This window comes from Alkaliphilus serpentinus (assembly GCF_009017255.1).
In the GTDB taxonomy this organism is placed as follows: Bacteria; Bacillota; Clostridia; order Peptostreptococcales; family Natronincolaceae; genus Alkaliphilus_D; species Alkaliphilus_D serpentinus.
In genome coordinates, this window is sequence record NZ_WBZB01000047.1 from 1 (window position 1) to 26,492 (window position 26,492).

General features: G+C 34.1%; 23 protein-coding genes. All 23 read right to left on the reverse strand.

Translation table 11 applies throughout. The features are described from left to right. A partial coding sequence (locus tag F8153_RS12815; protein ID WP_151866758.1) for a hypothetical protein occupies positions 1–951 on the reverse strand: 951 nt, incomplete at its 3' end. Between the two features lie 16 nt (positions 952–967). After that, the gene (locus F8153_RS12820) at positions 968–1,171 is read right to left on the reverse strand and encodes a hypothetical protein (protein WP_151866759.1); all 204 of its coding nucleotides are present in this window, start codon (positions 1,169–1,171) and stop codon (positions 968–970) included. Between the two features lie 83 nt (positions 1,172–1,254). Then, the gene (locus tag F8153_RS12825) at positions 1,255–2,799 is read right to left on the reverse strand and encodes a hypothetical protein (protein WP_151866760.1); all 1,545 of its coding nucleotides are present in this window, start codon (positions 2,797–2,799) and stop codon (positions 1,255–1,257) included. Between the two features lie 34 nt (positions 2,800–2,833). Continuing rightward, a complete protein-coding gene (locus F8153_RS12830) occupies positions 2,834–3,976 on the reverse strand; it encodes an AlbA family DNA-binding domain-containing protein (RefSeq protein ID WP_330577787.1) in 1,143 nt (380 codons plus the stop codon). 50 nt (positions 3,977–4,026) lie between these two features. Next, positions 4,027–6,621: a DEAD/DEAH box helicase gene (locus F8153_RS12835; RefSeq protein ID WP_151866762.1), complete on the reverse strand. Its 2,595-nt coding sequence runs from the start codon at positions 6,619–6,621 to the stop codon at positions 4,027–4,029. Then, entirely contained in the window at positions 6,621–7,526 is a 906-nt protein-coding gene (locus F8153_RS12840) for a HamA C-terminal domain-containing protein (protein WP_151866763.1), read from the reverse strand. Before F8153_RS12840 ends, F8153_RS12835 begins: the two co-directional genes overlap by 1 nt. Before the next feature lie 41 nt (positions 7,527–7,567). Continuing rightward, positions 7,568–7,783, reverse strand: a complete 216-nt coding sequence (locus tag F8153_RS12845) for a YdbC family protein (RefSeq protein WP_151866764.1) — start codon at positions 7,781–7,783, stop codon at positions 7,568–7,570. 17 nt (positions 7,784–7,800) lie between these two features. Next, on the reverse strand, positions 7,801–11,052 hold the full coding sequence (locus F8153_RS12850) for a type I restriction endonuclease subunit R (RefSeq protein ID WP_151866765.1): 3,252 nt from the start codon (positions 11,050–11,052) through the stop codon (positions 7,801–7,803). A 30-nt stretch (positions 11,053–11,082) separates the two neighbouring features. Next, positions 11,083–12,318 carry a restriction endonuclease subunit S gene (locus tag F8153_RS12855; protein ID WP_151866766.1) on the reverse strand — a complete coding sequence of 412 codons (1,236 nt, stop codon included), beginning with the start codon at positions 12,316–12,318 and terminating at the stop codon, positions 11,083–11,085. Beyond that, positions 12,311–13,393: a PIN domain-containing protein gene (locus tag F8153_RS12860; protein ID WP_151866767.1), complete on the reverse strand. Its 1,083-nt coding sequence runs from the start codon at positions 13,391–13,393 to the stop codon at positions 12,311–12,313. Before F8153_RS12860 ends, F8153_RS12855 begins: the two co-directional genes overlap by 8 nt. Beyond that, entirely contained in the window at positions 13,383–14,915 is a 1,533-nt protein-coding gene (locus F8153_RS12865; RefSeq protein ID WP_151866768.1) for a class I SAM-dependent DNA methyltransferase, read from the reverse strand. Before F8153_RS12865 ends, F8153_RS12860 begins: the two co-directional genes overlap by 11 nt. A gap of 19 nt (positions 14,916–14,934) precedes the next feature. Continuing rightward, on the reverse strand, positions 14,935–15,528 hold the full coding sequence (locus tag F8153_RS12870; RefSeq protein ID WP_151866769.1) for a helix-turn-helix domain-containing protein: 594 nt from the start codon (positions 15,526–15,528) through the stop codon (positions 14,935–14,937). A 227-nt stretch (positions 15,529–15,755) separates the two neighbouring features. After that, the gene (locus tag F8153_RS12875) at positions 15,756–16,214 is read right to left on the reverse strand and encodes a helix-turn-helix domain-containing protein (RefSeq protein WP_151866770.1); all 459 of its coding nucleotides are present in this window, start codon (positions 16,212–16,214) and stop codon (positions 15,756–15,758) included. 19 nt (positions 16,215–16,233) lie between these two features. After that, on the reverse strand, positions 16,234–17,265 hold the full coding sequence (locus F8153_RS12880) for a P-loop NTPase family protein (protein ID WP_192929811.1): 1,032 nt from the start codon (positions 17,263–17,265) through the stop codon (positions 16,234–16,236). Further along, entirely contained in the window at positions 17,219–17,386 is a 168-nt protein-coding gene (locus tag F8153_RS16225; RefSeq protein WP_192929812.1) for a hypothetical protein, read from the reverse strand. The genes F8153_RS12880 and F8153_RS16225 overlap by 47 nt, the downstream gene beginning before the upstream one ends. A 12-nt stretch (positions 17,387–17,398) precedes the next feature. Next, positions 17,399–19,219, reverse strand: a complete 1,821-nt coding sequence (locus F8153_RS12885) for a VirB4 family type IV secretion system protein (RefSeq protein WP_151866772.1) — start codon at positions 19,217–19,219, stop codon at positions 17,399–17,401. A 78-nt stretch (positions 19,220–19,297) separates the two neighbouring features. After that, complete coding sequence (locus tag F8153_RS12890) at positions 19,298–19,987, reverse strand: DUF167 domain-containing protein (RefSeq protein WP_151866773.1); 690 nt, start codon at positions 19,985–19,987, stop codon at positions 19,298–19,300. After that, entirely contained in the window at positions 19,977–21,365 is a 1,389-nt protein-coding gene (locus tag F8153_RS12895; RefSeq protein WP_151866774.1) for an AAA family ATPase, read from the reverse strand. Before F8153_RS12895 ends, F8153_RS12890 begins: the two co-directional genes overlap by 11 nt. 146 nt (positions 21,366–21,511) lie before the next feature. Then, positions 21,512–22,153, reverse strand: a complete 642-nt coding sequence (locus tag F8153_RS12900) for a hypothetical protein (protein ID WP_151866775.1) — start codon at positions 22,151–22,153, stop codon at positions 21,512–21,514. A gap of 16 nt (positions 22,154–22,169) precedes the next feature. Then, entirely contained in the window at positions 22,170–23,399 is a 1,230-nt protein-coding gene (locus tag F8153_RS12905) for a C40 family peptidase (RefSeq protein ID WP_151866776.1), read from the reverse strand. Positions 23,400–23,413: 14 nt separating this feature from the next. Beyond that, positions 23,414–25,450, reverse strand: a complete 2,037-nt coding sequence (locus F8153_RS12910; protein ID WP_151866777.1) for a hypothetical protein — start codon at positions 25,448–25,450, stop codon at positions 23,414–23,416. A 67-nt stretch (positions 25,451–25,517) separates the two neighbouring features. Beyond that, positions 25,518–26,111, reverse strand: coding sequence for a DUF6550 family protein (locus F8153_RS12915; protein ID WP_151866778.1), 594 nt, complete (start codon positions 26,109–26,111; stop codon positions 25,518–25,520). A 14-nt stretch (positions 26,112–26,125) separates the two neighbouring features. Next, entirely contained in the window at positions 26,126–26,452 is a 327-nt protein-coding gene (locus F8153_RS12920; RefSeq protein WP_192929813.1) for a PadR family transcriptional regulator, read from the reverse strand. Between the last annotated feature and the right edge of the window lie 40 nt (positions 26,453–26,492).

Sequence of the window (26,492 nt, forward strand, 5' to 3'; positions counted from 1 at the left end):
CTGGTTCAGGCGGTCAATAACAATCTTTCTGGTTGCGTATGTTTTACCAGTTCCCGGTGGGCCGTATAAAATAAGATTGGGATTAAAATTAAGGAGTCCCGCAAACATTTGATATTGTTCATTATCATCTTCGAAACCTTCTTCATCGATAACGGCACTATTCGGTTTTATGTCTGAATTTCCCGCTTTTGCACTTGCTGATCGTTTTCTGCCAACCAGAAGATTATCATATAACCGAATTGCACTTGAAACTTTATAATAGCCATTACTTTCAAGCTCTTCAATCAGTGTAATCAAAAACTTACGTTTCTGAGAAGCTTGGTCTTCTAAGGCATAGTCGCTCAACTCTCTAATTGTATATTTTCCGTCATCAGCGTTTCTTTCTTCATAAAGTTTATTGAACGCTTCATATACTATGAACTTGCCTTTCTCAAAACGATCTATGCTAGTAATCTTCATCTGTTCAAGATTATCAATCGTTACTCTAATATCTCCATCTTTATAATTAACACTGGCATCCTCCAAAGCAATATATATATTGACACCACTGGATTTGAAGTCAATGTCTACGGGATTTGGTGGACAATCATCCGTTGTTTTTATCGGAATAAACCCTAGCCCTTTAACACTCTTTGTCACTTTATTGACTAGATTCAGATCATGAATAAAATACTTATATCTTGTAAAATCATTGGTTACACTAACATCATCATATTTCTTCACTTCATCAAAAAGCAATACCCCATCATCCTTGGGGTTTACTGTATTCTTTAATTTGGTATATTCTTTGGCTTTCCATAAAGCTGCAATTTTGCCTTCATAAGCGGCAAAAACATAATCCCCTGGTTTAACTTCACCATAATAACTACTGCCTTCATCTCCAGCAGAATAAAATTTCTTTTCAATTTGCTCCGGATGTTTATTACTAAACTTCCCTAAAAAAAGTCGCATCTTTAGTCCCCCCCATCTATTTAAACAGTTTTTTCAGAAGCTTAAAAATATCAAATGATGTTCGATTATATACCTTGTTATAGGCATATTTCTTGGGATTTCTAAGCCATCCATATCCTCGTGGCATTTTCAGACCTGCTCTATGTACAATCTGCCTTTTTAAGCTCGTTCTTGCAGATATTCTTTTTTTCAAGCTCGGTGTTCTTATTCCAAATTTCACTTACTTCACCTCCCCTTTGTTGATCAATATAAATCTAAAATAACAAATCCACAGATTTTGTGCTTGTAATCACTTTAGTTGGATTAAGCTGCTTCCATTTCAGATAAAGAAGATATGATCATCAATATATCGTTCACCATTAAAATCAATTTCAATACGTATTCTTTTTTATCATAATCCGTAATAATACCATGCTTTATCTTATTTCTGTTGAAATCTGGTACAACCTCTGTGTTCTCAGGACTAAAACTAGCATAATATGCTTTAAATTGAACAAAGAAATACTCCGTCAAATAATCCATTAATTCATCTGATTCTTTTTTTAGTGGAGTTATATATTTCCAAATGCTAGTTTCAAAAACTTTGTATCTATCGTTTGCAAAGTTACGAATAGCACCTTCAAGCATTATAGTAAAGGCATCAACACCCGGCCAATATTTTCCCATTTTATAAAAGTTCACAGCATCATCAGACAATTTTAGAAATGGTTGGTAATAACTCATTTGCTCCCAGCTAGAAACCAACTTATCTAACACTTCATAATTATTGCTCTCAAAATAGTTTGTGATAATTTCACTAATCTCTTCATCGCTTAGCTTATCACAATCACTATATAATCTTTCAATTACTTCTTCATGTTCAATGTTGCCAATACACCAACCTAAGCCATATAGTTTTTTAGTTCTGTTCTTCAAATAAGCCTTCAAATGGTTTTGAGCTATACTTATTGCATTAAGATCAAAAAGAAAAGGGGTAATTCTTCTTGAAATTTCATTTGTGAATTCAACAAACTCCCTGATTCTATCTTGAGCTTCAAAGGCAATTCGATAATCCATCATTGTTTCACTAAACAATATCCTTTGATGTTCAATAACATTCGTAATTCTAGAGCTATTTATCATAGCATTTTTAACGGTGGCAAAAATATCTGAATCAAAAATGCCCGTAACAGCTTTTATATTTGCCATTGCCTCTAAGGCTTGCTGTGAAAACATATTTGCTGCTTCAATTATTGTTCTATTTGAATTTACAACATTCTGCATTTGAAATCGTTCAATCATCTGGACAACATTATTGTTATATAACTCATTTACTCTATTAATCGTTTCAATATGCTCATTTATCCAGCTAAAGTGATTATGCCGTATTGCGATATTATTGAAATTAGGAACTTTAGGCAAAGTTTCTTTAAAGGTAGTATCAGTTATTTTCTTCATTTTTTTATTTAGTTTATCTAGCTCTTTCTTCTCTTTTTCATGTAAGAGATAAAATTTTTCATAACTTGATGTATCTTTCATCCCTAATACGCTTTCAAGCTGAGTAAAATATCCACTTTCTCGATAAATGATTTCAATAATCTTTTCAATATCACCTTTAGATATGGCTTTCATATCTTTAAATTCAAGCGTAAAAGGGATATCATCATTTATGATCTTCCAATTAGATTGTATCATTTCAAATAACATTGTATAAAATGCTTCCATTTTATCATTGCACTTCTTTATCTTATCGTCGTACACCTTATGAGCACTCATACTATAACTGATAGGAATCTCATATGTTTGGTCATTTATATTAACTAAGACTGTTTTAATTGACTTTTTAAAGTTTGATATTATCTGATCCATATAATCGATAGTCCCCCTTTTCTTATAATCGTTGTCACCGAATAAATGTTCTTCGAAATTCTGATAGCATTCTTTTTAAAATCTGCATATTATAATATTGCTTCTTAAATTCTTCCATAATATAACCATCTATTTCTGAAAAGTGTGGAAGCCATATATTTATTGAAAAGTTTTCCTTGTTTACCCAGTTTTTTATAACATAATTTTTAAATAACTCCTTCTCATTTTCAGATTCAAAAATCAGTATACATTCTTCAAATCTATTATGTGATGTGGTTTCTTCATCTCCATCTGGGACATAATAGAACTGATGAATTACATAAGGCAATGTATCTTTAATAAAATATTTAAAAACTATGTCCCAGTTATGAAACCGTCCAAAAGAAACTCCGTCTGTCAAAGGTGTAGGTGTAAAGTATCTTCCTCCATCTAAGCTAACCCCTTCTAATGTTGACAATAATGTTTGATGATAGAATATTCTTATTTCTCTCCAATGAGGTCTAATATCTGTTTGGTTAAACAAATAGTATTGATATGCATCCCCATCATCTTCCAAGGTATATTCTATTGTGAACTCAGGAAAAAACATATGATATTTTTTTACCGTTTCCCAGTTAGTAGGAGCATCTAGCCACTCAACTGGTTTACACAAGTAGTGTTTGATTCTTTCCAATGGTGTCGATATAATTCCAAATCGTTTTTTCCATAAATACTCTACATGGTGAATGTCAGCTGATTTTTCCTTTGGTGTATTGGTGTCCATTACAGGTGTGTATATATTATTTGCCTCAATACTCTGATATCTCTCATTTAAGTAGTATGGCGTATTGTTACTATTTTTCATCACTATCACATCAATACAACCATCTTCAACAATAATAGGTTCTACATACACTGTAGGACGAATACCTCCAACAAACTTTTTATCCTTTAAAAAGTCTACAATCATTTGAGTATTTTTCCGGTTCTCATCATCCTTGACATCCTTAATCTTATGATCATTTTCTTCATCTACTCCAATAATGATATAAGCATCCCTATTCTCAAGATTATTGGACATGCACATGATGTCATGGAGTAAATCCGCCTTCTTTCCCTTTGAATACCACTCGCTCTTAAAATCCCAATACGAGCCTTCTTGTTTTAAATCAATAATATTCAATATTTCTGAGTACACATTCATCACCTTCAATGTAAATTCTTGAAATTTATTTTAGCTCCATGTGGCTAAATATCTTCATTATTGTTAATTTCAAGAGCCATTTTTTCCATAAACTCTTTATATTCTGCTTTCCCTTGGTCTATATTAGCAATGATTTCCTCAATATCAATTGATACTAATATATCGTTCTCAAATTTTAATGATTCCATATGATTCTCAAGTAAAAATGTCGCCAAGTATCTTGGTAGACCTATATTTTGTAGTTCTATTACCTTTAAATCCGTTGTACCGTATTCTAAAAAGTCTCCCCAATTTGCTCCTGCATGTTCTTCACCAAGCCTTTCACACAAGATCAAATAATAATTGGTAAAATAGTTTTTCATCTTATATCGAATATTTGTTTCGATATCTCTCATTAATTCATTGATTATCAGATTGATTATTCTTTTATCCTTACCATCAAATGGAAGTCTCTCATTTACATCCCAATATTCGCCTCGTTCTTCATAATACTTAATTATGTTCATAATAATACGATTTAATGGTACAGAATTCATCCAATCTTTCATAAGCACAGCATAATATCTAAGCTTATTTTTACTTTTTGCTAACGGGGCATGTCCACTGGATTCTTCATCTTTCCAACCATATAGGTCATAAAAGAGATTAAGAAAATATTGACATTCTTCTCTTGTTACATCAGTGGGCATTGTTTTTTCATTAATTTTCTCCAATTGCCAAGCATTATTCTGGTACTTTTCTTTTATCATCGAAGATGTTGACAGAATTTCGACTGGCACCATATTATTCTTGACTTTTTTTCGTAGTAGCTGATTTGCACCCTCAACTTGAGCTATGAAATTTGCTTTTAAAACGGATTGTTCCTCCCGAATTTGATGTATAAACGCTATATTAGCATAATGATCCCATATTTCTTTTTCGGCACTAGTTACACTCTTTCTAGTAAACTCTTTCCCCTCAAGAGAACGTCCAATATTAATGTAAAACTTCTTTTGCCCTTTGATAACATACGGCTGAATTTTTCTGATTTCCCTACTTCTAACAACTTCAAGGTCTTTTATCGGATTGTCCCAGCGATTTCTTTTATCTAAAATCTTGGTACAGATAATATTTCCGGACAATTCTTTTGTTAAACGTCCTGCTCTACCAGCTAAATTCCAAAAATCAATATCAGTAAACTTAGATAACCCAATCGCATTATTTAAGATGAAAATATTCTTTGCCGGTAAATTTACACCTTCTAGTAAAGTAGACGTGCAGAAAAGATAATCGATTATCTTTTCTGAGAACAATGACTCGATTCTTTCCCTTACCCTCTGTGGTAAACGTCCAAAATGATATCCTACACCTTTTTTTAAGCAATCAATCAAATAGTAATCTCGATGTATATGTTCTTTTATTAGTTCAATCAACTCATTAATCTGTTCATTATCTTTATCTGGCAATAGTTTAGCAAACGAAATTGCGTAATCAATAGTATCCTTTGTTGAATTACAGTAAATAATATTCTTGTTGCCATCACCTAGTTTATATAACCACTGATTAAAATCATACTTTTGATATGCTGAATGCATTGATTCAGCATAATCTTCGCCTAAGTCTGAAAATAAAGTTAAATTATGGTTGTAAATATCTAAAAAGTATCTATTCTGTGCTACCGGTGATTCTTTAATTGACATTGTCTCTTCAGTACTTTTTTCAAACAAGTGCAAAAACACATCAGCATTCGGTACATTAGGTGAGGCAAAGAATAATTTGACACTTTTTCTTTCAGCCTGTAATATTGCATGGTAAAACAGCGGTCCCCTTGAATCCTTATTTGAAACCATTTTATGCGCCTCATCAATAAACATATAATCAACTTTCTGATTTTCATTGTTCGAAAGGTATGATATTAGTCTTTCTGGTGTAAATACAAAAATATACCTAGCCTTTGTATCTTCAAGTAATCTAGGTATAACAGGATGTGAAAGCACTTTGTATTTAATGTCATTGAAATTACCGCCAGCTATATCTATTAGTTCAGATTTCATTTTGTTTGTTACTTGATTTATTAAAGCTCTAGTCGGTACGAGAATAACCATATTTTCTGTAAAGTTATGTTCAAAAATCAAATACTTGATAAATGCCTCCATAATAAAAGACTTTCCCAAAGAAGTAGGTCCCGAAAAACTGAAATGGTTGTTGCTTTTTAGTGCTTCATAAATCTTATACTGCGGATCAGTAAAAACATTCTCACCATGAGGATCTCTTTGAAATGTTTGCTTTATAATTTTCTCCATTTCAATTTCTTCATTTGTAAAAATTTTATTATTGCTTTTTAATACCAGTTCAAGTGCTGGAAAGTTCCCCAATCGAACAAGAACGGCATTTGCTATACCAATATAATATTCGTCATATGAATAATCATCGTATAGCATACTAATGATTTTGTAACATATATTTCTGTCATCGCTTTCTTCTGAATAAGAAAGTATATCCGCAAATCGAAGTAAATCGTGGTATTCTTTTGAAGACAGTTCATGAACTTCAGTAAGTTTAAAAAAATCTTGAAATTTAATTCTTTCAATTTTCATAAACAGCTCTATAAAATATTCATCTCTTAATACTCGTCTAGACAGTTCTTTAAGCAACCCCATTATATAATCTCCTCCAATATTTTTCTTCGATTATCATCTAACTCAGAAAATGGCATGACATAAATATAAAAGTTATGCCCAAACAACTTATACTCTTCAATCTTCTTAGCAATATAGCCTAATCTTCGGGAAACATCATCACTTATTGTTGATATGATTTTCTGTCTGAACTGATCATTTGGCAACTTCATATCTTCAGTATTAATTTCAATTTCATAACCAATAAAGATTCCAAAAGCATCATCAACATAAAAGTCTCTATCTTTTTTCGGATAAATCAAGTTTTCCAAAAAACTTCTTTCCTCATCAGAAAAAGCTTCTTTGTCTAAATTTGAATGTAATAATGTCTTTTCATAGTTTATTCCACTTTTTTCTTTACCATCTTTGTTAATTTCGTTTTTGAATTCATATATCGATGTAAAAGCAGCGCTTAAAGCATCCGTCATACCTTTAATAGTCTTTGATTCTCCAAATATTAACTGATAATTACCGTTATCCAGCTTCAAAAAATGCACTCCATCAGCACCATGAACGTACATGCTAGTTGAGGTTTTAAGTTCTAATTTAGACAAAATCTTGGGTGCTTCCAGATGAGATTCCAAAAAACAATAAAGTAAAAATTCACCTAATTCACCTGTATTATTGATATATTCCTTGAACTTATCTTGTGCTGTACGAGTTAATGTATGGGGTTTGCCTTTAAATCTTTCTTTTATCTTCCGTGATACAGAGTAGTCAATTAATGGGTCAAGAAGATTTCTTGTTAAACTCGAATAATCAAAATTATTTGCATTAATATTAAGCACAAATAAATTCACTTTACTTGTACCATAATCATCAATATTTTTTTCCCATATATGCTGAAATGAATCCAAAAAATCTTTTGACCCTATACTCAACTCCATATCAAACCCTCCTAAGGTATTACGAATCAAAATTTGACTCTCTATAATTTACTAATAATCGCTTTTAATTCCTTAAGTTCTTCGTTTGTCAACGTCACACCTTTTCCCATCTTCTCATGCTCCGGTGCCCAATCTCTTAAATCATATTTTGGTTCTCTACCATTCCATGAAACCAGATTTAATTCTTTTTTCCAACCCTTGGCATTCTCTGAGAGAACACCAAGAGTTTCTATAATCTCATATTTGATATCTGCCATATTTTCCACCTTCTACACTATGCTTTATATTGTGATCCTAGATCGGCAACTCGGTCGTAAAACACCAAATCAACTTGATTTCCACACATTTTTTCCGCTTGTCGCATGACTGTTTCCATCGCTTTTTTAGCTTGCTCAGGCGGATAATCATATTTCTTAAGAAGTCTTTTAATGATACGTCTCATACCTGCTTGAGCACTCTTTCTAACACTCCAGTCAATGGTAATATTATTGCGAATAGCTACAGTAAGTTCTCTAGCAATCTTCTTAAGTGTCTCATCTTCCAAGAAGTCCTTTACAATATCATCTGCTGTTAAAGCATCATAAAAAGCAATTTCATCTTCACTTAAACCAGAGTTTACTTGCTCTTCCTTCATCTTTTTGAGTTCATGTGCCATTCGAATAAGTTCTTCAATAACTTCTGCATTAGTAATGGCTTGATTACGATACTTGTTAAGAGCTTTCTTCAACTTTTCTGAGAACATTTCTGATTTGACAAGATTTGTTCTTTCAATGGATTTGATATTGCCTTCTAAAAGCTTTCTTAACATCTCAACAGCTAAGTTCTTCTGTTTCAACTCTCGTACTTCTTCTAAGAATTCTTCTGAAAGTATAGAAACTTCTGGTCGTTGAATTCCCATTGCATCAAATACATCAATAACTTCTTCAGAAATTATGGAACGTTCAAGCATTTGATGAACTCTCGCATCAATTTCGCTTTTACTCAAAGGTCGGTCACCTTTTGTTCCTAGCTTAACCAAGCTGGCTTTTACTGCTTTAAAATAACTGACTTCAAGAGCTTTCGATCTTCCGATTTCAGTTGCTGCACACAGCGAATGTGCTTTTGAAAGCTCTACAGCTATTTTTTTGAACTCTTTTTGATCTTCTTCTGTCATTCCAAGCACAAAATCCATACCGCCTGTTATTGCTCTGATTCTTTGTACTTGTGATGTACCCAAATAAGCAGAATAATCATATCCATGGAACATATCTTGAAGGATTTCAAGTTTCTCAAGCATTACACCAATAGCAACGTCAGTATTTATACCTGTATTACCACGGTCACTGTCCGTGTATTGCTTCAAGGCACTTTTTAGACTTTCTAAGATTCCGATGTAGTCAACAACAACACCACCAGATTTTTCTTTGAAAACACGGTTTACTCTAGCAATGGCTTGCATCAGGTTATGTCCCTTCATCGGCTTGTCTATGTACATAGTATGCATGGATGGCACATCAAAACCAGTAAGCCACATATCTCTAACGATAACGATTTTTAATTCATCACTATTATCTTTCATACGTTTTGCCAAAGTATCTCTTCGTTGTTTACCGCCAACATGCTGTTGCAATCTTTCACTATCTGCAGCACTGCCTGTCATAACAACCTTAATTTTACCTTTATCAACATCATCACTATGCCAGTCCGGTCTTAATGCAATGATTTCATCATATAAGTCCGCACAGATTTTACGACTCATGCACACGACCATTGCTTTCCCATCAATCGCTTTTGTCTTTTCTTCATAATGAGTTACGATATCTTCGGCTAATTTCTTGACACGATTAGGAGAACCTACTATGGCTTCTAATCGAGACCATTTGCCTTTGTTCTTTTCCTTTTCGATATCTTCTTGACCTTCTGTCAATTCATCAAACTCTTCATCAATAGCTTTTAGCTCTTCTTCATCTGCTTCTAATTTAATGATTCGATTTTCATAATAAATCTTAACAGTCGCTTCATCTTCAACTGCTCTTGTCATATCATAAGTGTCAATGGTATGTCCAAACACAGCTGTTGTTGAACGATCTTCAAGGTCAATAGGCGTACCGGTAAATCCAATAAAAGAAGCATTTGGTAAAGCATCTCTTAAATACTTCGCATAGCCATATTTCACTTCACCAGTCTTAGCATCGGCTTTAGCTTCAAGGCCATATTGACTTCTATGGGCTTCATCTGCAATTATGATGACATTTCTACGATCAGTTAATACCGACATTTCACCTTCTTCAGGTTTGAATTTTTGAATCGTTGTGAAGATAATGCCACCGGATTCTCTTTCATTTAAAAGATCAAAAAGACCATTAACCTCTACTGAATTATTCCCGTTAGCTGAAGACTTCTGATTATCAGTAAGCTTTCTAACATCCGCCTGTTTTGGCGTTTGTCTCAAAATATCTTTAGACTTTGTAAATGTCGTAAATAGCTGATCATCTAAGTCATTCCTGTCTGTAATAACCACAATGGTTGGATTGTTTAATTCTCTTACAAGTCCAGCAGTATAGAATACCATGGAAAAACTTTTACCTGATCCTTGAGTATGCCAGATGACGCCGATCTTACGATCCCCATCTACACTTGTTGCTTCTTTGGTTTTATCTACTGCTTTTTTTACGGCAAAATACTGATGATAGGCAGCTAAAATTTTGATGATCGTCTTTTTGTCACCTAACTTCTTACCATCAGAATCTTTCTCGTCTTCGCTAGACTCTTGGAATAGAATAAAGTTTTGAATGATATCCAAAAGTCTTTCCTTCTGAAGCATCCCATTAAATAGGGTCTCATATTGTGGCTTCGAAAGTGGCTCAACGACTTTACCATCAATGCTTCTCCAATTCATGAATCTTTCTTCATTGGACGTGATGGTACCAGCCTTTGCATTAATACCATCTGATAGAATGCAAAAAGCGTTATAATTGAAAAGGCTTGGTATATCTTTTTTATATGTTTGAATCTGATTGTATGCGCTTTCAATACCGACATTTTCATCACTGGCTGACTTTAATTCGATTAACACTAAAGGTATACCGTTAATGAAGATAATGAGATCAGGACGGCGCTCTTCATTTTCTATAATGGTAAACTGATTGACTACCAAAAACTCATTTCTAGCAAAAAATTCTTTTTCAAACTCAATAATCCTTGCGTTCTTCGTACGAGGGTGTCCGTTTTCCATAAAGGAAACTTCAATTCCCTCAGTCAGCAATTTATGAAAACTTCTGTTGTTTTCTTCCAGCATAGGGCTATTGAAAGTAATAATCTGTCTGTAAGCTTCCTCTAACGCTTCTGCTGGTAAATCCCGATTAATCCTGTAAAGTGCATCTCTAACCCGATTAGATAAGATGACTTCTCGATAGTCTTTACGTTCTTCATATTCTCCACCACATGAAATGTCAGGTCCAAAAGCATAATCATAACCTAAGTTTTGCAATATCTCTATGGCAGCTTCTTCAAGTAGATCTTCAGTAAAATTTTCAAAAAGTCTCAAGGTTATTCCCCCTTTCAAATTTGATTAATTCTATTCTATTGGCACTCGTATTTCACCAGACATAAGTTTAGGTAGAATTTCGTCTCTCAATTTGGCTAATGTTGTAATTTGATTTTCAATATTATCTATTGAATTATTTATACTTTTAAAAATCTCATCTACCCTTGCAACAACATCACTCGAAGGTACTATGATTTTATAATTCTTAAGTATATCAGTTTTAAGATTTCTAAACACGCTACCATTACTTAAGCTTAAAATTCCAACACGATTTTCAGTTAAGAAATGAAACATATATTCTTTTGTGATTTCTCTGAACTCATTAAAAATTAACCATCCATCATGCACGCATGCATCAATTTTCATTATCATAGGAATTCCTGGAGTCGCACTATTTGATAAAATTAATGTCCCAACTTTTACTTCTCTGCTCTTGTTTCTTCCTTCTTCTTTAATAAATTCTTTTGTCGAAGATATGAATCGAGTATTACTCGATGAAGCATCTGATATTTTTACCCATTGTATTCCCTCATCACGAATATAATCTTGTATAGGTCTTGGAGATGCTCCTCTTATTATCTTAGTCACTTCCTCCACTTTTTTTACCTTCCACCCCTTAGGAATCATACCCAGTTCACTTTCAACCATTTCACCACCGCTGGATTTATATGATTGACCATCTTCGTTTGGAAATTCAAAGTCTACAAACCATTGAGTAAAAATCGCTTGTGCCATATTTTCTAGGGTTTTATTAATTTGGATATTGATTTCGATTTTTTCGTCAAGGGTTGAAAGAATATTAGCTATGGATTTTTGTTCCATTAGCGATGGAATATCAAACTCTAAATTTTTCATAACTGTGCCTGATATTTCCTTGAACGTTGATCCATTGGCATAATTTTCTATTACACTTATGTTATTTCTTAATAAGTAATATACAAATATATTATCATTTTCATCATTCACAATAATACTCTTAAATCCTTGGTTTGTTGTCACTTCGTTCTTTGCTATAGCAACATAACCAATAGGTGCTCTTGAAGTAAATAAAACAGTCCCTTTGGGAAGAAGTTTTGCACTGGAATTGTCTAACCCTTTTTTGCTAATATTTCGTTCTCCATTTGAAATATACATACTTGTATGAGAAGATAGGTCTTTAGGTGTTATCCATGAGACATCTCCATTCCAATATTCTTCAATCTTTGTTTTTGGTGTTCCACCAGCAACTATTTGACCTATCTCTGATAGTTTCATTCTTCTAAACAAATTTACCACCGCCTAACTGTCTTTTATTGAGATTATAGAAATTTTCTAACACATATACTTTTGTGATATAGAAACTCTTCTCATAAAAGCTATACTCAATATAAAATATGACTTCTTCATTTTCTAAATCAATATCTTCTTCCTTTTCAAAATTTGAGAATGTCAGACTAAGTTGTATATTGATTTCAAAATTAATGTACTCTGTAGAATTATTTTCTGTAGTTTCTATTACATTCTTGATTTCAGTTTCCCTTACATCACTAATATCATAAATTTGTGAGCCAAAATTTTTGCATAACTCTGTTTCAAAAATCACATCTTTTATAAGTTCGAAACTTACTAAAGATCGTAACTCATCGTAATACTTCACTTCGTCTATATTTATTTTACGAAGTTGATTTACAGTCTTCTGAACTTCCGCTATTTGTCTTATAACATCAACTTCTTTATTCAACAATATAAGATTATCTTTAAAAAGATCATTGTATTCTTGTGCAAGTATATCGTTAAATAATCCATCCCGAGAGTATAAGATCACTTTATATTCAAAATACTTCGCCTTAAATTCTAGGACACTCTCCCATATTAAAGCGTCCTTAAATCCTTTATCGCTTTTTTTGTCAACCCCTTCAAATGGCGGGAGTTTGGAAAAAGCACGTCTAACAATTGATTGAAATCTTGTTTCACTAGGTAAATCTATGCTGATTACATTCATTGAATAATTGCCGAGCTTTTTCTTAAATATGTCTATTTGTTCATTTAAGTACACTTCATAATCAAATGCTGAAATTTCATACTGAATATGTGGGAACTTAAAGACTTCCAATAACTTCTCCAATTCGTGATTTTTTCTGTTATATGCTTGTATCCTTTGATGGTATAATTCGTTCCAAGTCACATCAGGAATTGCAATAGTAATATGGTCAATGAGATCTCTTTCTTCAATTTCATCTACAATATTTTGAAATAGTCTATTAAACTTGAACTCGCAAAAATTACACCCATTTTCCGCTTTTTCATACAAAATGTTAGTATCAAATATTATGACATAATTATTGGGACTACTAAAACTCATACCCAATACCCCCAAGATTCTTTCTTATCTCATCTTCAAGGTGTCTAGACTTAGCAAACAATTCCGCCAATTCAGCTGTCATGTTTTCCATCTTTTCTTCAAATGGAATACCATCATCTTCTACTTCTTCTATGCCAACATATCGCCCTGGAGTTAGAACATATTCATGCTCTCTAATTTCTTGAATAGTTGCGGATTTACAGAAGCCTTTTAAATCTTCATATGAACCACCTTTATTACGCCATTCATGGTAGATATTCGCAATCTTACTTACATCGCTATCTTCACCATCACTAGATAATTCTCTATGACGGCGATCAACCATTTCTCCAAGACCTCTTGCATCAATAAATAGAACTTCATGTTTTCTGCTTCTGTAGCTAGGGTTATTGTCTTTATTTCTATTAAGAATCCATAGAGACACTGGTATCCCAGTTGAATAAAATAGCTTGTCTGGCAAGGCAACAATAGCATCTACCAAGTCTGCTTCAAGAAGATTCTTTCTGATTTCACCTTCATTGGATGTATTAGCGCTTAACGAACCATTTGCTAGCACAATACCTGCTGATCCATTAGGTCCCAAATGATATACCATATGTTGAAGCCATGCGTAATTTGCATTACCTGCTGGTGGTGTTCCATATTTCCAACGAACATCATCAGTTAATTGGTTGCCACCCCAGTCACTAATGTTGAAAGGCGGATTCGCCAAAATATAATCAGCTTTTAAGGTCTTATGCATATCATTATGGAACGTATCTGCATGGTGATCCCCAAGATTAGCATCAAGTCCCCTAATCGCTAAATTCATTTTACAAAGTTTCCACGTTGTTGAATTGAGTTCTTGTCCATAAATAGAAAGGTTTTCAACTTTTCCTTGATGTTCCTCAACAAACTTTTCACTTTGGACAAACATTCCACCTGAACCACAACAAGGGTCATAGATTCTGCCTTCGTATGGTTCAATCATTTCAACTAAGGTTTTAACTACACTTGTCGGTGTATAGAATTCTCCGCCGCCTTTACCTTCAACTGAAGCAAATTGTCCAAGGAAGTATTCGTACACTCTACCTAATAAATCTTTTTCACCATTTTGATGAAGCTTAATAGTAGAAATAAGGTCTATTAATTCTCCCAATCTTCTTTTATCAATTTCAGGACGTGCATAACGCTTATCGAGAACTCCCCTAAGAGTTGGATTTTCCTTCTCAATCAAAATCATAGCATCGTCAATAAATTGACCTATTTTAACGTCTTTTGCATTATCCATAATAAAGTTCCATCTTGCTTCTTTTGGAACCCAAAAAATATTTTCTGCTTCATATTCATCACGGTCTTCTTCAAAACCTTCGCCCTCAGTAAGCAATGCCTCATATTTATTTTCAAATTTGTCTGAGATATATTTTAAGAATATAAGCCCAAGCACAACGTGCTTATACTCACTTGCATCCATGCTCCCTCTCAGCTTGTCTGCTGCTTTCCAAAGTGTTTCTTCAAATCCAATGTTACCTGTTGTCGCCATTTTAAATTGCCTCCCTTAATTAATAATTATGATCATCAAAAACCTCAAAAATTTCTGCTTCAAATTCTTCTTGAGCTTCATCACTATTGATACTTCCAGGTAAAACCTCTAGATAATGTGATAATGCTTCTATTGTCTTATGAAGAATAGATTCATGCTGAGCTTTCTCCATCAGTTCAACCATCAATTTGAATGTATCCATATATGGGTTATTATCCACAATATCCATCGATTCTTTAAACCTTGTCACCAACTTTGCTTTTTCAATATCTCTTTCAATGATATTAATTTCCTCTTTATCGTATATCGGAATATCAACAACATCATTTACTTCTCCGGATTTATATCTCTTTTCATGCTTTGTGATAACTGGTTTTAAATCCTTTTTAAGTTTCTCCTTTTGTATTTCAAGCTTTTCAATCTCATCAAGCTCTCTAGAGAATACTTCTCTATCAATTCCAAATAGTTCTTCCAATACCGGGAGATACTTTTTAGGAATGTTTTGTCTTTTCTTAACCCACATGTTGATATTCTGTTTCTTGATTCTTAATTGTTCTGCCAACTCAACGTGTTGCATATTGTATAGGCCAAGAATGAATTCTAATCCTATCAAGTATTCACCTCCCATTTTATGTTTATTGACTAAGTCAATATTTATTATAATCCTATTTATTGACTTAGTCAATATAAATATCCAAATATATGTAAATAAATATCAAAAGCTATTCTTTTTTATCAATAACCCAATGTTAGAGTGAATAATTCAAGGTATGCCATCATGACATAGGGTCCCCGACAGTAAATTTTCATTTGTCATTGTTGCATATAAAGAGTCGAAGTTTACTTGTTCAAAGTATTTCTATTTATTCTATTTATTTGTGTTTCCTCATTATTTTGTAAATTCACTCGTTTACATGTACAACCATCTTCTATATTTATCGATTGCTCACAATCATAAAGCATATTCTTTTCTTCATAAGTTTCACATCCTATTTCTGAATCAAGAGAGTCCAGGTTATTAGTAGTCTCTACTTCAATCAGGTGATAAAGATTAGACCGCTGTCCTCCTTGTTCGTGGAACCGACTTTCTCGAGTGATAAATCCGGCTTTTTCAAGATCATTTAATGCTCTTTGAACTGTTCTAGTGCTTATATTACATTCCTTAGCAATGGTTTTTATACTAGGAAAACAAGTATTCTCTTGGTCCGCTCTATTAATTAAATAAAAAATAACCAACGTTGCTCGTTGGCTTAAATCTGCTTTATATACACTTTCAATCAATTTCCCTTTATTCGTCATGAGTTGTTCTCCTTCAATATCACTTAATAAATCTGGTAATTACGTCCTCCCAAACCTCTTCGTTAGTATCTCCATCAAAATAATCGGGTGTGTAGTTTGAAAAAGATATACTTCCATATTGCTTTTCTATTTTTCGTTTATCAGATTCAGCAGCAAAAGAAAATACTTTGCCTATAAGTTTCTCATCAATCAGATTATCGATATTCGCTATATCATTAATTTCGTAAGGCTTCCCTGTTGCACAAAGTATTGCAGCATCGCAATTTTTTCTTATGACGCCTATGATCCTATTGTTGACTACCCCCATGTCATAAATTATGAAATCAAATTCATCATGACATTCTGAATGGAGCGAAAGATATTTCACTCCATTGTATAGGATGATATCTTCCTTCGTTGTCATCCCCTGATAAAACTCCGGAAGCTTACTCAAATGGTTATGTTCATTTGCTTCTACATAACATACCTTAGCGCCAATGTTAGATAAGTAATTTGCCAAATTAATAGCCATGGTCGTCGTACCAACACGGTGCTGCACCCCAGTGACAGCAATCTTAATATTTTTTTTCAAGAAAGAATATGATGTAAAGGTGCTGTTTGCCGTTACATCTTCTTGAATAAGCTTTGACTGAATTTCACGTTTGCTTATCCCAAGGTCGCTAATGGCTTTAAGAACTTCCTCTTTAAGGGATGCCACATCTGCCGATGACACAATGTTATAAATCCCTGCTTCAATGAGCTGTAAAATGAGTTTCTCTTGTTCCTTAATCGCTTCTATATAAACTATCATTCTTGAAGAGAACATCTTCCTAAAGCCAATTACAGCTTCCATCATTTCGTCTTCTGTATCCTTAAGCGCTTTTAGATCAATAAGCACATAGTTAAAATGCTCTAAGCTTCTCATATCACTAAGAACAAATTGTTTTAGAGAAAACGTACCAGATAATTTCTTTATAATCATTCCATGCTCATCATGAAGAAAATCAATCATATTAATGTTCTCGTTACTGGATAGGTATAAAAGCATTACCAGCACCTCCTTCCTGCTCAATTTGAAAATCTTTCGGCAATACTATCTCCACTTCTTTTGGCTGGTACATAATCATCATTATGATTCCAATGATGACAATTACAATATAAATGATCAATTCTATCACTAGTTTCTTTTTCAAAAGTCCACGCTCCTATCTTCCACCGGCTTTGCCCATAAACTCAAATTTGTAATCTGGTATCTGAAAGTTCACATGCAATCTTTTAGAACCAATCATCACAAGGGCATTTCCCCTTTTCTTTTGACCTAATAGCTGTTCTTCAGCATCTGTTAGATTGTATAGTTTCTTGGTTTCGATTAAATTCATGCCATCACAACCCATCAGTATTTTATAAGCCGGAATGTCAAGCAGTGCTTGTCCATAAAGCTTAATCTTTGGATCTAAGAAATCAACAACTGAATGGGATATAATCGCTACCCCTGCTTCATATTTTCTAGCTCTTTTTTCAACATTTCTTAAAAATACCAAAGACTGCGGCACATTGGGATCGATCATAAGATAACTTTCATCACATATTAATAAAACCGGTTCATTTCTGTCTAAACTCATTTGCTGCCAGCACCACGTAAGGATATTGAAATACTGAGTTCTTTTGATATTGTCACTGGTGTTTTGTAGATCATGAGTATCCAAGCAGATACATCTTGAACTTGTCTTGATTGTGCTTTTACCGTTCCATAAAAAAGCGTCGCTACCAAGAGCTATATCCTGTAACAGTAACGCCAACTCTTCATATTCATTTTTGCTTGATGAAGTTTTTCCCTTAGTGGCCTTTTCTTTCAACAGTTCATACAGATCTGAAAAAACCGGAAAATCTTCATTTGATAATATATTAATATCTGTATCCCATCTAATACCAAAATGATTGTATAGTTTGATTAGCACGTTCTTAAGAATTGCTCTTTGCTTATCTGATAGAGAAGGTAAGTATAAGCTAAAAAAGATTTCAAGGTTCTTCATGTAGATGGCCATATCTCCCATACCATGACCTTCATCCTTATAATATTTGTCATCATCATCTACAGGTGTGGGTCTAATTTGCAATGGATTAATTTTACCATTGACATCACCACCGGTATTAATCCAGTCGCCATTCAAAGCCTTTGTAATTTCTTGGTACTCTCTCTCGGGATCTATGAAGATAATTTTAGTTCCTTTCATATATTCTGAAAGAGCAATATGCTTAACGACGGTGCTTTTTCCAACCCCTGCCACGCCCATAATGGTAAAATTGGTATTCGTTCTGTCATTCCCTCTTTTCCATGGATCAAGAACAACAAGACCACCTGTACTATCACGTCCAAAATAATAACCGGTTCCATCATTATAACCGGAAGATGAAAAAGGAAAACCCCCGACAAAACTGCTCATTGGAATGACTCTTTTAAGTACTTCTCCAATCGCTTCATCGAGGGTATAATATGGTGCAACACTTTTAAATGCTTGTTCTTGTAGATTTGCCATAATTCTTAATTTAGCTTTACTTGTGGCAATGATACTTTCTGTTTTTCTGCAAATCTTTTGAAAGTTGTTTTCTTCCCTTGAAATCACCATGATGGATATAATCATGGTTCCAACGGTTTCACCTTCTCTGTCAATTTGAAGCATGATCTTTTCACCATCCATAGCTGCTTGCTCTGCCCTTTGCCGAATGAGTGGATCTTTTGCTGAATCCGCTGCACTTCGATTTTGGATGACATTTTTCGATAATCCTGAAATAAATTCACCATTATCGATCGGTATAAATGTAATGCCGACGACTGTTCCGGGTATGTTTGTGATTTTTGCTAGCCATCCATAATCGACTTTTTGCGGGTACTTGACAATACCATAAATTCTCCCTGAGCTTTCACCTACAATCAGGCTGTTTCTTTTAAGTTCAAGACCGATTGGAGTAATGATGTTTAATAGGCTATTATTAACTGTTGATTGATTGTTCTGTGTCTTTTTCATTCACTTTTCCTCCATTTTTTTGCACGAAAAAAACACAACATCAATGTGCTGTGTTTTCTCGTGATTATATTCATTTAGTTAATCTATCTTTTTTTCAAAGAACAAGTGAAAATTGCTATACCGTTTGAGGGAATTTCCGTTAAGTTTTATAAATTCCCAAGTCTCTTTGTAATCGCCTTTAACTGCAAACTGTTCATCTCGAATGAAGTCAATAAATGTCGTTTCCGTCTTATAATAGGAATCAGAAAACCGCTCAGCATACTCCATCTTCAATTCATCCGCCAGATTTATCTCATTATGCAAAACGTGTTCAAGATTACAAGAAAAATAATACATGCTATACGGAATACCCGATATCTTTGGACAGAGTGATAATCGATTAATAACTTGCTGTTTTCTACTGTTTCTTTCAAGAACACGCTCTACCCCGTTTGCAATAATCGCAGATTCTGAATAAGCAAATTCCTCTACTTCTTCCACTTGAATTTGATTACTTTCTATATAAGCCCCATCCATGTCGATTAGATGAACGATGCGAATGATATCGCTCTTTTTTATTCCTAGTTCTCTTGCTAGAAAAGCTTTAACATGATCATTGACTTTGGCAATGGCATTAGAGCTATTTGAAAAGCGATCACTGGTTATATCTCCTCCGGTTATATAAAACCTTACCAGGTTCGACGAAACCAATTTATCAATAATGCCACCTAAAGATGTTTTATCAGTGACACCTTCTACAATAAATAGAATGACCTTTTTAGTTTTCATCAATCACCCTCCCAGCAATCCTGAAGGCACGACTGATATCAAAACTATTGGTCTCTTTGTAGATTTCCTCTTTTTGTCCACCAAGATTTATGCTTCGATAATACAAGTTTCGAAGGTTATTATTGCTCTTAACATTTGCAAAGCGCATATAGCGATTTTTAGGATTCGTTGTTGTAAAGATGATTGAACTTGTATCCAGCATTTCAAGGGGTCTCAAATTATGAGAAGTAAAGATCAACTGTCCTTTTCCGTTTTCACTGATAATCTGAAGAATTTCACCAAGTAAATATTCAAATATGCCGGCATCCAGTTCATCAACCACCATACAAACTGTAGGATTATTAAACATTGTTATCAAAGTACTCAATATTGAGATGATTTTTTTGATACCATCAGATTCATATTTTAAAGGAACTTTTATGTCATCTCTTATGGATATGAGTTCAATCCGAATCCCTTCATTACCATCTTCTCTAAGTTGCTTGCCATGGTTTTTCAAACCGATATTAAGACCTGGAACAATAGTCTCAAGAACAATATTCATCTGGTCAATAATCTTAACCACAACATTATAAACTTCTTCTGGTACAACCGATGGCTTTAATAGACCGATTGCCAAATCTCCCTGTGTCACCTTTTTCTCATCCAACAACCTGAAACTAAAGGGAATTAACACATTCATGTTAATCATTCCTGAATGGTGATTCTTTATGATGAAAAGATTAACATTGGCATAATGTTTTAAAGCTAGAATAATCTCTGTGTAGTTTTTAAAAGCATCACTTTTCTTAATAATATCTTCTAACTCACTGCTGAAAACAAAAGAGGTACTGTTTTTATCTGACATTTTTTTTGCAACACCCAAATCAATTTGAACATCAGCATTATTTGAAGTGAGTAAACGATAGTTTTTTACCGGTTTAAAAACATATTCTTTGTTTTTTACGTGATAATCAATAATTCCCGCTTTACTTTTCCAAGCACCATCAATAAGCTCTTTGTACGTTAAGTTTTCTCGAATGACTTTAGCTTTGTTTTCATCTGTTCTTTCAATCTCTACTTCGTAGAAAATCTGATACTCATGATCACCTTGGTTCAAATCAAAACCAAGTTTGATCGTGGCAGTTTCTTCTGCTTCAAAAATATAGTCACGTGCATTTTTAGGTAGCTCTTTTCCACTTATAAGGTGTTTAATAATCCACATAGCATCAACAAATGCTGTTTTACCCGAACCATTTTGACCGTATATGCCAACGATCTCAGAACGCATTAATTTTTTTGATGATGCATTATCATTTGGAAAATCAATTTTTCCATATTCAACATTTTTTATATTATATAGTTCAGCTTCTTTTATACGAATCATAGAATCTTTCATTACATACACCTCCGGTTACAATAAATCTTATCACAAAACACTCGATTTGTAAATGTATTTTATTAATAAGATACATTTTGTATCGATTGTTAATTTTATATAGCGTTTATTATAACCATATTTTAGTATCGTATTCACCAAACACCCTACTCATAATAAATATATGCAGGATTATTAATTGAATTACACAGTCGGGTTATTTCTTGTTCTTTTATGATGTCGCAATGAATGTTGACACTTTCAAACTTTTGAATCATTTCCTTACACTCTTTAATCAAATCCGATTCTATACCTTCTCGATATCGACTCCAAATCATGATAAAAAAGTTTCTTTCTATAACTTCACCACTGGTAGCAAAATTGCTAATTTCCATGATTTCGTGCCTGAGGAGCTCTTTTTGCTTTTGATCTGTGGTCTCTAATAAAAGACTTTGGTACTCATTCACCAGTGGTGTGATATCCACCGGTCGTGAGACTGCCAAAAACTTAAAGGGTTTCTGAACACTAGATAATTCAGCTGTTAAAACCTTTGAAATCTGTTCTTTTTCACTGTCTGAAAATAAATCTATACTAATTGGATGAATCTTAATATAAGCGATAATCTGACCATCTCTTGTATATAAAAATCTATCATGAATATCTTCCACATTAACAAACTCCTGAGCTGTCTTTTGATTCTCATTAATCTGATCATTCTTTAGTTGCTTTGGTCTCTTTAAAAAGAAAAACGCTACTGCTCCTGCAATAGCACATAATAAAATCATAATAATTGGTAATACTGGATTCATGCTTAACCTCCCGACTTTAATTGATTAGAACTGCCGGTCTTCTATAATATAGAAAACCAACACTTTCTGCTGTTGATATTGAAACGTTGTTAGCACCTGATGAACAGTAAATAACCATGATTTGTCCGTTATCGTTTCTACCTGTAACGATACCAATATGATTAACCTTTCTCGTTCCTGGTATTGCAAGAAAAGCGAGATCACCTTTCATTGCTGCACTTGTCGGAATACTTGTAGATACATTCCACTGAGCTGTTGTGCCGTGGCCTATTGTTGATTCAATAGACTCAGCAGGTAATCCTACATTCACGAATACCCAAGTCACAAAGCCTGAACAATCTAAGCCAAAGGGACGTATTGTACCTGTAGATGAGCTTCCCGGTGAAGTTACTTCCATATCTGTTCCAAAGCGATTATCCCATCCGATAGCTAGACTTTTTCCACCCCAGAAATAATTTACTTTCCCGACTAAGCTTTCAGCTGCTTCAACAACTTTTTCACTTTCGATGATTATGTCTTCGGGGATATGACTCTTTATTTCTTCAATTTCTTCCCTATCCAGAAAAGTCTTGCTGTTACCCGAAGCCATCAATATGCCATATCCACTTTGACGCATTTCACCAATCATCTGATTCTGCACATCATCAAATCCATAAACTTCACCGATATCTTCTGCTGTCAAACTGTCAATAGTAATAATTTTAGTGGTTGTTGTAACTGTTTTAGTCTCAATAACCGACTCTCCATCATCATTCGTTGTCGTGACTTCAACTTCTTTTGATGTGGTTTCATAAGTAGTGGTTATTACGTTCATATCTAGGTAGACTTGTCTAAGCTTTTCTAGTTGATTGTCAGATAGAACTGCAACCTGCTCTGCATCATCTTTTGTCACATTATATTTCACTGCGAAAGCAATCAATACATCTTCCGAATTATCAATTAGTAATGCGTCTTCACTTCCCATAACTATAGTTTTAATGATATCTGCGGTCGAATCGGCTTGTTCCTGTTGTACACTATGCCTAAAATCTTCTTTCATCTCATTCAACGCACTGATAACCGAAACCGTTTCTTCTTGACCATCAAGTATTGAAAAAAAGATCGCAAATGGTGATGATAAAACTAGTAGAATGATGATAAATGGAACAAGGCAGGCAACCAATACGATTCGCCTGCCCTTTTCATCTGACAAAACTGTAGTAGCAATTTTTGCTGCTGCTTTTAGTGTCGCTGGGTCTATTGCCATGTCTCACTCCCCCTCTATTTTGGTCCAATGTGCCAATCCATGTATAAATCTCCATCAATGGTCACATCGTCATTTAAATTTATTCTAAGCATGCCATCTGGCGTCCACATATCAATTATTTCTGAATAGACACTATACCTTCCATCCGGAAACCATAGTGGTGTAAAATGAACTCGGCTATTATAAGTTGAATACTTATTTTCTTTAAATGCAAATTCACCATATTCCCTTGCATCCAGCAACCTCCAATAAATATCATAATGAAACTCTGGGAAATAAGTAATGACATTTTGAGCATTGGTAACATGAGAACTTGGAGCATTGGTTGTTGGGAAGGTTGAAACATTGATATTTACACCATAACCTGATCTCATAACCTCTCCGTCTGCGGTTGGAGATTTTTCATCCGGTTCCAATGACATATCGCCTGTGAGACTGGCACTATAGTTTGTATAATCATATTCCCAGTGTCCTTCATCTACCCAATGACCGTTATCAACCCACTCACCTCGATCAACCCAGCGATATCTTCTGTGCCCTGGACAATAATCATCATCTCCATCACCATCAGTATCCCTGCATCCACCAGAATGATGATAGGTATAGTAATCCTTCTGCCAATCAGATTCCCATTCCCATTTTGGATGCCATACCCATTTTGGAATCCAGTTACAATCATACACGCCCCAGTTCGCAGTAGTTTTCTCTGCTTTTACTGGAATACTTGGTAAGGTAAAATGATCATTTTGGTCATTGGCTGTTGGATTTGGTGGCTCACTTAAGCTTAAATCTACGACCTTACCAATTAAAGTAGTACTTCGACTTGTTCCATCAATTTTAGCTGCACTATTTCCACTAACATTTACTTGAATTGTTACATCACCAGGCGTATTTGGAGTATGCCATTTGAGCCAAACCAGTTCTGAACCGCCACTAGGAATAACGACCTCAGTATTCTTTGTGTAGCCATTGGCACTGATGGTTACAGTGGCAGTGTTTTTAACTGGATTGTTGTAAGCTGTTTCACTTACATGGCGGTTATCAGGCGTTATGTCATCACTTGCGTAAATTCGAACTGACGTAATAACATCTGTGTCAACACGATACTCATAGTCATACTCTGTATCATTTTCAACTACATTGACCGCATTCGCCTTTAATAGGCGCATACCCCAACCACCGCCTGCTATGATACGATTTAAATCCCAATACACATTATCAGGAAGTGCCGACGTTACCGGATAACCAAACCAACTTTCTTCTAAAAAAATGGAATTTGGCAAATCAGAATGGGTCATCCCTGAAATATACTGCCCATCAGCTCCACCCCTAAAATTAAAATACCCTAGCTTTTGAGCTAAGGCATATTCTGTGGCAGTAAAGGCTAATGTGGTTGTACGGTCTTTTAGATATGAAATAATCACAGGTTCATAAACAATCAGCCATGGCACTTTGTTCTGATATTGACCATCAACTTTAATGGGTAGGATTTCTTCTGTGGGATAGAATTTTCTATCACCTTCAATAGTAAAACTTATGTTTTCTACTAGACCTTCTCTAGAAGTTCCTTTTTGAGTGGCAAAATAATTTATAAACATATCAAGCGTATTTACATCTCCAAAATAGGATTTTACAGAGCCTATATTGCCACCATTCGTAATTGGTATTGGTGGTGGATTGTCAGTAACTATTATTGGACTGTTATTAGGTGTAAAAGCATTTCCCTCTTGATAATTCACTTTATTTTCAATACCAAAAAACACGTTTGATGGCATTGAAAAGTTGGATGGTTTAACATATATAGGTCTTGAGCCAATCATTTTCCAATCTGAGCTTAAATTTGTATTCTTATCAGCTTGATCTGACAAACCAACATATACAGATACTTTGTACATATTTTCACTGCCACGGTAAAATCCTTTACCATCCAGTGCATTACTTGTATCACCTGAACCTGTATCAGCATTGTCATCGGCATATACGGTTAAAGAACCAATCAATAATGCCATGACAAGAAATAGTCCTAGTACACTTTTAAATTTCTTCATCATTTTCATTCCTCCATAAAAAAAGACAGCTCTTACTTTCTAAGAGGCTGTCTAAAATATTTTTAATTGGTTAAAATTTGTCGCCTTCACCAGCTTTTCTTCCATCTTCATAATAGTCTTCGCCATTTGACTCTATAGGTTTTGCCGCATTCTCTGGATTTAAAAATGGGTTTTCAGATGATGGTACTAAATTGCTTTCGCTCTCTTCTTCTACTACTGGCTCTGGTTCTGTTGATTCTTGGGGTTCATTCACCACAACAACTTCCTCAGGTTCAATAACCAAATCTTCTTCATTGTATTCAGGTACATTATCCATATCCTCTAAATCGTCATTGGTTTCAGGTTTATCTTTTGGTGCTTCTAGTTCTGGTTTTTCTGGTGGTTCAGGCATCGGCTCCTCAATGGAAGTAACTTCTGCTTTGTCTTCTGTCAGCTTCGTTTCAGTATCCTGAATTTTAGGAACTTCAACAACTTGTTCAATTTCATCTGATTCTTCAATTTTTTCTACAACAGGTGCATTATTTTCAATATCAGATAATACATTGTCCTTTCCAACTTCTTGAGTATTGAGCTTCGAAAAAATCAAAGCACCGAATATTACTGCAACTATTATTAAAGATGTTCCTGTAAACAAAGTTATTTGTTTTGAATTCATTTTTTTCATATTCCACGACCTCCTTAGGTTTCGTTTATAATTAACTTTACTTCTTCTAATTTTTCTTTCAGCATATCAACTTCATATTGAAGGATTTTCTTCCCTTCTTCTGTCAATTGATATATCTTCTTATTTCTTTCCTGACCGTTCTCATCGATCTGTTCAATGAGCTCAAGCTTCAACAACTTTTTTAGGGTTGGGTACATTGTTCCAGTTTTTACTTCAAGTCTACTTTTTGTGATATTTAGTATGTCTCTTGTTAGTTCGTAACCACTCATCGGCTCCTTTGACAATGCCAATAAGATATAAAAGCTTGGTTCATTCAGATTTATAGATGGTTTATTTTTCATGTTCATCAACTCCAATAACGATATGTATAAATTATACATG

Bases quoted from the DNA above. Each gene is read 5' to 3' on its own strand.
- F8153_RS12915 (WP_151866778.1), bottom strand. From the start codon at position 26,111: ATGAAAAAAATGAATTCAAAACAAATAACTTTGTTTACAGGAACATCT.
- F8153_RS12895 (WP_151866774.1), bottom strand. From the start codon at position 21,365: ATGAAAGATTCTATGATTCGTATAAAAGAAGCTGAACTATATAATATA.
- F8153_RS12825 (WP_151866760.1), bottom strand. From the start codon at position 2,799: ATGGATCAGATAATATCAAACTTTAAAAAGTCAATTAAAACAGTCTTA.
- F8153_RS12860 (WP_151866767.1), bottom strand. From the start codon at position 13,393: ATGAGTTTTAGTAGTCCCAATAATTATGTCATAATATTTGATACTAAC.
- F8153_RS12840 (WP_151866763.1), bottom strand. From the start codon at position 7,526: ATGGAGTTGAGTATAGGGTCAAAAGATTTTTTGGATTCATTTCAGCAT.
- F8153_RS12900 (WP_151866775.1), bottom strand. From the start codon at position 22,153: ATGAATCCAGTATTACCAATTATTATGATTTTATTATGTGCTATTGCA.
- F8153_RS12865 (WP_151866768.1), bottom strand. From the start codon at position 14,915: ATGGCGACAACAGGTAACATTGGATTTGAAGAAACACTTTGGAAAGCA.
- F8153_RS12885 (WP_151866772.1), bottom strand. From the start codon at position 19,219: ATGAAAAAGACACAGAACAATCAATCAACAGTTAATAATAGCCTATTA.
- F8153_RS12905 (WP_151866776.1), bottom strand. From the start codon at position 23,399: ATGGCAATAGACCCAGCGACACTAAAAGCAGCAGCAAAAATTGCTACT.
- F8153_RS12910 (WP_151866777.1), bottom strand. From the start codon at position 25,450: ATGATGAAGAAATTTAAAAGTGTACTAGGACTATTTCTTGTCATGGCA.
- F8153_RS12920 (WP_192929813.1), bottom strand. From the start codon at position 26,452: ATGAAAAATAAACCATCTATAAATCTGAATGAACCAAGCTTTTATATC.
- F8153_RS12890 (WP_151866773.1), bottom strand. From the start codon at position 19,987: ATGAAAACTAAAAAGGTCATTCTATTTATTGTAGAAGGTGTCACTGAT.
- F8153_RS12835 (WP_151866762.1), bottom strand. From the start codon at position 6,621: ATGGGGTTGCTTAAAGAACTGTCTAGACGAGTATTAAGAGATGAATAT.
- F8153_RS12845 (WP_151866764.1), bottom strand. From the start codon at position 7,783: ATGGCAGATATCAAATATGAGATTATAGAAACTCTTGGTGTTCTCTCA.
- F8153_RS12875 (WP_151866770.1), bottom strand. From the start codon at position 16,214: ATGACGAATAAAGGGAAATTGATTGAAAGTGTATATAAAGCAGATTTA.